The organism is Anaeromyxobacter sp. SG66 (assembly GCF_022690805.1).
GTDB classification, from domain to species: domain Bacteria; phylum Myxococcota; class Myxococcia; order Myxococcales; family Anaeromyxobacteraceae; genus Anaeromyxobacter; species Anaeromyxobacter soli.
The window spans coordinates 40095-46103 of the sequence record NZ_JALCZC010000034.1 but is presented as its reverse complement, the minus strand read 5'-3'; the positions used below and the strand labels follow the sequence as shown (position 1 = coordinate 46103).

Annotated in this window: 8 protein-coding genes; 6 read left to right on the top strand and 2 right to left on the bottom strand. The window is 77.3% G+C overall.

What is annotated here, in order from left to right:
- From MNZ39_RS11855 to mdcH, 6 genes are all read left to right on the top strand, one after another.
- On the top strand, positions 1 to 270 hold a 270-nt coding region (locus MNZ39_RS11855; RefSeq protein ID WP_242338657.1), incomplete at its 5' end, for a triphosphoribosyl-dephospho-CoA synthase.
- A 3-nt stretch (positions 271 to 273) separates the two neighbouring features.
- Positions 274 to 567 carry a malonate decarboxylase subunit delta gene (locus tag MNZ39_RS11850; protein WP_242338655.1) on the top strand — a complete coding sequence of 98 codons (294 nt, stop codon included), beginning with the start codon at positions 274 to 276 and terminating at the stop codon, positions 565 to 567.
- Positions 564 to 1427, top strand: a complete 864-nt coding sequence (locus tag MNZ39_RS11845; RefSeq protein ID WP_242338653.1) for a biotin-independent malonate decarboxylase subunit beta — start codon at positions 564 to 566, stop codon at positions 1425 to 1427. The genes MNZ39_RS11850 and MNZ39_RS11845 overlap by 4 nt, the downstream gene beginning before the upstream one ends.
- Positions 1424 to 2254 carry a biotin-independent malonate decarboxylase subunit gamma gene (gene mdcE / locus MNZ39_RS11840; RefSeq protein WP_242338651.1) on the top strand — a complete coding sequence of 277 codons (831 nt, stop codon included), beginning with the start codon at positions 1424 to 1426 and terminating at the stop codon, positions 2252 to 2254. Before MNZ39_RS11845 ends, mdcE begins: the two co-directional genes overlap by 4 nt.
- Positions 2255 to 2282: 28 nt before the next feature.
- A complete protein-coding gene (locus MNZ39_RS11835) occupies positions 2283 to 2972 on the top strand; it encodes a malonate decarboxylase holo-ACP synthase (protein ID WP_242338649.1) in 690 nt (229 codons plus the stop codon).
- Positions 2969 to 3904: a malonate decarboxylase subunit epsilon gene (mdcH, locus tag MNZ39_RS11830; RefSeq protein ID WP_242338647.1), complete on the top strand. Its 936-nt coding sequence runs from the start codon at positions 2969 to 2971 to the stop codon at positions 3902 to 3904. The genes MNZ39_RS11835 and mdcH overlap by 4 nt, the downstream gene beginning before the upstream one ends.
- On the opposite strand, the gene MNZ39_RS11825 is transcribed toward mdcH, so the two are convergent.
- A complete protein-coding gene (locus MNZ39_RS11825; protein ID WP_242338645.1) occupies positions 3901 to 4593 on the bottom strand; it encodes a GntR family transcriptional regulator in 693 nt (230 codons plus the stop codon). The two genes, mdcH and MNZ39_RS11825, sit on opposite strands and share 4 nt — an antisense overlap.
- Positions 4594 to 4708: 115 nt before the next feature.
- The gene (locus tag MNZ39_RS11820; protein WP_242338644.1) at positions 4709 to 5644 is read right to left on the bottom strand and encodes a hypothetical protein; all 936 of its coding nucleotides are present in this window, start codon (positions 5642 to 5644) and stop codon (positions 4709 to 4711) included.
- Positions 5645 to 6009 lie beyond the last annotated feature (365 nt).

The window sequence follows — 6009 nt, the reverse complement described above, 5'->3', positions numbered from 1 at the left end:
CTCGAGGCGCTGCTCGCCGTGATGTCGACGCTCGACGACACGTGCCTGCTGCACCGCGGCGGGCCGCGCGCGCTCCAAGTCGCCCAGCGCGGCGCCGCGGCGGCGCTCCGGGCGGGCGGACCCGGCACCGCGGCCGGCCGGGCGGCGCTGCTCGCGCTCGACGCCGAGCTCCTCGCCCTGAACGTCTCGCCCGGCGGGAGCGCCGATCTGCTCGCCGCGGTCCTGTTCCTCGATGGCGTCGGCGCCGAGCTCGCGCCGCCGCGGAGGTGATGCATGGAGACCCTCGAGTTCCGCTACCCCGCCCGCGATCCCGTCGGGCGCCGCGCGCACGTCGGCGTCGTCGGCTCGGGCGACCTGGAGGTGCTCCTCGAGCCCTCGGGGGACGGCGAGGCGCGCGTCCGGATCCGCACGACCGTCGACGGCTACGGCCAGGTCTGGCGGAACGTCCTCGACCGGCTCTTCTCGCGCTACCACGGCGCGGCCGCCATCGAGGTGAACGACTTCGGCGCCACCCCGGGGATGGTGCTCCTCCGCCTCGAGCAGGCCATCGAGGAGAGCGCGCCATGAGCGCCCCCGTGACGGAGCCTCGACCCCTCGCCCGCGAGAGCTTCATCGAGCTCACCGCGCGCGAGCGCGTGCGGGCCGTGCTCGACGCGGGGCGTTTTCGCGAGCTGCTCTCGCCCTTCGACCGGCTCCACTCACCGTGGCTGGAGCGGCAGGGGGTCGTGCCCCAGGAGGACGACGGCGTGGTGCTCGCGCGCGGCCGGATCGACGGCGAGCCGGCCGTCGTGGCGGCGGTGGAGAGCGGGTTCCAGGGCGGCAGCATCGGCGAGGTCGCGGGCACGAAGATCGCCTGCGCCCTGGAGCTCGTGGCGCGGGACCACGCCCGCGGCGTCCCGACGCGCCCCGTCCTCCTGCTCGAGACGGGCGGCGTGCGGCTGCAGGAGGCGAACCTGGGGCTCGCGGTCATCGCGGAGATCCACGCGGCCATCGTCGCCCTCCGTCCTCGCGTGCCGGTGGTCGGGGTCGTGGCGGGGATGGTCGGGTGCTTCGGCGGGATGTCGCTCGCGGCGGCGCTCTGCAGCCACCTCGTCATGACTCGCCAGGCGCGCCTCGGCATGAACGGCCCCGAGGTGATCGAGCAGGAGGCCGGGCTCGACGAGCTCGACGCCTCGGACCGCCGGCTCGTCTGGAGCCTCGTGGGCGGCGAGCAGCGCCACGCGACGGGCCTCGCCGACGCGCTCGTCGAGGACGACGTCGCCGCAGTCGCCGCCGCGGTCCGCGCCGCGTTCCGGAGCGGGCGCCCGGCCCGGCACCGCACCGAGCAGGTGGAGCTCTTCCTCGATCGCCTCGCGGCGATCGACCCGGCCGGACCGCCGGAGCCGGCGGCGCTCCGGCAGGCGTGGGGAAACGAGGAGGGCGCATGAGCGGATCGAGCTGCAGCGCGAGCCGCGGCGCGACGTGGCTCGCGGCGCTCACCGGCGCGGACGGCGCGGTGCAGGGCGGCCCCGCGTCGGTGCGGGTGGTGGACGCGCCGCTCGGCGAGGAGCGCGCGCGGTTCCTCGCCGTGGTGCCGGACCCGGGCAGCCGCTTCCCGCGCGCGCGGAGCGGCGAGGTGGGCCTCGCGGAGGCGTGGGCGCTCGCCCGCCACGTCCGCGAGGCGATCGCCGCCGACGCCGACGGCGGGCGCCGCCCGCTCGTCGCGATCGTGGACGTGACGAGCCAGGCGTACGGACGGTGCGAGGAGCTGCTCGGGATCCACCTCGCCTGCGCGGCCGCCGTCGACGCCTACGCGACGGCGAGGCTCTCGGGCCACCCCGTCGTCGCGCTGCTCGTCGGGTCCGCCATGTCGGGGGCGTTCCTGGCGCACGGGTACCAGGCGAACCGGATCGTGGCCCTGGACGATCCGGGCGTCCTCGTGCACGCCATGGGCAAGAGCTCGGCGGCGAGGGTGACGCGCCGCTCCGTCGCGGAGGTGGAGGCGCTCGGGGAGAAGATCCTGCCGATGGCCTACGACGTCCGTGCGTTCGCGCGGCTCGGCCTCGTCGACGAGCTCGTCGGCGGCGTGAACGCCGACGCACCGACAGGCGACGACGCCGCGCGCGTCCGGCGATCCCTCGTCGCCGCCGTCGCGAGCGCCCGCTCCGGGGCGCGCCACCTCGGCTGCAGGCTCACCTCCGCGGCGGCGCGGGAGACGCGCGCCGCGTCGATCGAGGTGCGGCGCAGGCTCGTGGAGCAGTGGTCGGGTGCATGAGGGGCGCGAGGCCCGCGAGGTGGGAGGCATGAGTCACGCCGAGCCCGGCGGGCGAGCCGGCCCCGCGCGCCCCGAGGGGTCGGTGCTCCCGCACGATCTCCTCGTGCTCGCGCGCCCGGACGCCCTCGAGCCCGAGTCCCCGCTGCCGCCGTGGGCGCCGGCGCGCCTGCGCCTCGCGCCGCTCGTCGTCGTCCGGCGCGCGGCTCCACGCGGGACCGCGATCCCCGTGGGCGTGCGCGGCGCGGAGCGTCGCGAGCGCTTCGCGGCGTGGCTCGCGCCCCAGGCCGTCGCGGCCCGGGTGACGCCCGAGGAGCTCGCCCGCGCGGCGCGCTGGCGCGAGCGGCGTTCACGCCTGCCCGCGCTCGCGGCGCTCGACGCCGCCTTCGAGATCCTTGCGGCGACGGGGCTCGGGTGGGGACCCGTCGGCGCGGTCGGGTTCGAGCTCGCGAGCGGCGTCCCGTCCGTCTCGGCGACGAGCGACCTCGACGTGCTCGTGAGGGCCCCTGCGCGCGTCCCCGCGGCGAGCGCGCGCGCCCTGCTCGCCGCGCTCGCCGGCCTGGCGGCCCGCGTGGACGTGCAGCTCGAGACGCCCGCGGGCGGCGTGGCGCTCGCGGAGCTCGCGGCGGAGCCGCGGACGGTCGTCGCCCGGACCGCCGCCGGGCCGCGCCGCGTCGCCGATCCCTGGCAGCCCGGCGCGGGCGCGGAGCGCCTCCCGTGAGCATCGCCCTCCTCTGCCCGGGCCAGGGGGCGCAGTCGCCGGGGTTCCTGGATCGCCTCCCCCGCCACCCGGCGGTCACGGCGACGCTCGACGAGGCGAGCGCGGCGCTCGGGCAGGACGTCCGCTCGCTCGACGACGCGGCCGCGCTCGAGTCCACGGTCGCCGTCCAGCTCACCACGGTGGTCGCCGGCGTCGCGGCGGGCCGCGTGCTCGCGGCGGAGGACGGCGCGCCCGACGCGGTGGCGGGCCTGTCCGTCGGCACGTTCACCGCGGCGGTGCTCGCCGGCGCGCTGCCGCTCGCCGAGGCCGTGCGCGCCGTGCGCCTCCGCGCCGAGCTGATGGAGGGCGCGTTCCCGCGCGGCTTCGGGCTCGCCGCGGTCGTCGGTCTGCCCGAGCGGCGCGTCGCCGCGCTCGTCGCGGAGGTGACCGGGCGAGGTCCTTTGCACGTCGCCAACGTGAACGCGCCCGCGCAGATCGTCCTCGCCGGCGCCGACGCGGCGCTGGACGAGGTGCTGGACCGGGCCCGGGTGGCGGGCGCGCGCAGGACGGAGCGGATGGCGGTCGCGGTGCCGTCGCACTGCGCGCTGCTCGCGCCGGTCGCTGCGCGACTCGCCGCAGCGCTGCGCGACGTCGCGCTCTCCGACGCGCGCGTGCCGTACGTCACCTCCGGCCGCGCCCGCCCGACCCGCGACCGCGAGCGGATCCGGGACGACCTGGCCCGGAACGTGATGGAGCCCGTGCGCTGGCACGACGCGACGACGGTGCTCGTCGAGCTCGGGGTGCGGCTCTTCCTCGAGGTGCCGCCGGGGCGCACCCTCGCGACGCTCGCGGCCGAGGCGTTCCCCGAGGCGCGGGCGGTCGCCGTCGAGGACGCCGGCGCCGCCGCGGCGGCCGCGCTCGCCCGGCGCGAGCGCCGCCTGGAACCCCTCTAGCCTGGCACCTTGCGCGCCGCGCTGCGGGCCGCGGCCGCCATGCTCGCGACGACGTCCGCGAAGCGCGCGCCCTGGATCTCCACGTGGGCCCGGACGTGCTTCGCCGCGAGCTCCCCGTCGCCTCGCCCGATCGCCTCGACGACGAGCTGGTGCTCCGCGAACGACGACTCCATCCGCCCGGGCACGCGCAGCTGCAGGCGCCGGAACGGGCGCAGCCGCCGGTGCAGCTGCGTCGCCTGCTCGGCGAGGAACCCGTTGTGGCAGGCGGCGTACAGCGCGAGGTGGAACTGCTCGTTCAGCCGGTAGTACGCGTCGGGATCGTTCGCGCGCATCGCCTGCTCGCAGGCCGCGTGCGTCGCGCGGAGCACCGCCCGGTCCTCGTCGCTGCTGCGCCCCGCCGCGAGCCGCGCGCAGGCGGCCTCGAGCTCGGCCATGACGTCGAACATCTCGCGCAGCCGCTCGGGAGGGATCTCCGCGACGACGGAGCCCCGCCGCGGACGCATCTCCACGAACCCCGCCGACGCGAGCTGGATGAGCGCCTCGCGGATGGGGGTCCGCGACACGCCGAAGGTCTTCGCGAGGTCCATCTCGTCGAGGCGCGCGCCCGGCGGGTACTCGCCGACGACGATCCGCTCCTCGATCCGCTCCCGGAGCTGCTCCGAGAGCTTCGTTCCGATGACTTGTTCCAATGCGCCCCTCTCGCCGTCCACAGCATACAGAATACACGAATGGACGGGCGCACGTGAACTGCGGTGTCCGCAGCGCCACGCTCGGGGCGAGCTCCGCTCCCGGGGCGAAGCGCGCTCACTCTCCGTTCGCCGTCCCCGTCCGCGGCGACGGCGCGATCGCGGGCTTCTCCTCCGCCGCCTTCACCACCTGCCCCGGCGCCGGCGCGGCGACGCCGCTGCCGGGCTCGATCGTCGGAGCCGCCGGCTGCGCCGCCGTGGCCGCCGTGGCCGCGGGGACGCACTCCGGGACCTTCGCCGCGATCACCGTCTTCTTCGACGTCGCCTTGCGCTTCGTCGCGGTCGTCGCCGGCTGCGACGGAGCGGGCGCGCACGCGAGGGCGGCGGGCTCGGCGGGCGTGGCCGGGGCGGCGAGCCAGGGCGTCGCGTTCGCGAACGCCACGGGCGCGGTCGCCGGGCTCGCGCGCTCCGTACGCTCCTTGCTGTCCATCTGCGCACGCCCGTCGCTCGAGGCGGTGGCGGTCGCGGTCGCCGGCGGGGAGGCCTTCTTCGCCGCCTCGCCGAGCGCCGCGGCGAGCTGCTCGTGGCTCGCGTACATCCGGTCGTGCTCGAGCTCGGAGCGCTTGCGCAGCGCGTCCCGATCGCCGGCGACGTCCGCGAGGCGCTCCTTCGCGAAGGAGAGCCGCTCGTCCGCGGCCTCGAGCCTGCCCTTCAGCGCGTCGTTCTCGGCGAAACCGGCGCGCGCCGCGTCGCTCGCGCACGTGGCGAGCACGTTCGCCTCGCGGTCCTGCGGCATCGGCTCGCCGCGGCTCCACGCGGCGAGCGCCCGCATCTGCCAGCGGTAGTCCTCGCGGGCGACGCACTCCTGCACGAGGCGGGTGAGGCGGTCGTCCGACCAGGGGGACGCGGTCCGCGCGCAGGGGCCGACGTCCTCGCGGACCTGGCCGAAGATCTTCTCCGTCCGGCGCACCCAGCAGCCGTCCCGCTGCGTCACCTTCACCGAGGTGCAGCCGCTCACCGCGGCGACGAGCACGATCGCGCTCAGAGCCCTCATGTGCGCCCCCCATCGGCCGACCCGGACGGCAGCCGGCATTCATCTTAGGGAGCCGCCGGCACCCCGGGCAGCGCTCGGACTCCGCGTGAGACGCCACGGGCCCCACCGCGGACGCGCGGGCGCCGCGGCGGGGGAGTTGCCCGGAGACCCCCGCAGGCGGACGCGGCCGCGAGCGGGCAGTGCTCCGGCGAAAGAGTCCCTCCGGCCGACGGCTCGTCGCTCCGCCTGGTGAATCAGCGTCCGAGCTCGCAGCCGGGCCAGGCACGCGAGGTGTCGGGCCTCGCGCATCCAGGTCTCCTCCAGCCCGAGGCTGCATGACAGCGTGGCCAGGGAGGTACTCGGACGGGGCGACGGGCGGCGGAAAA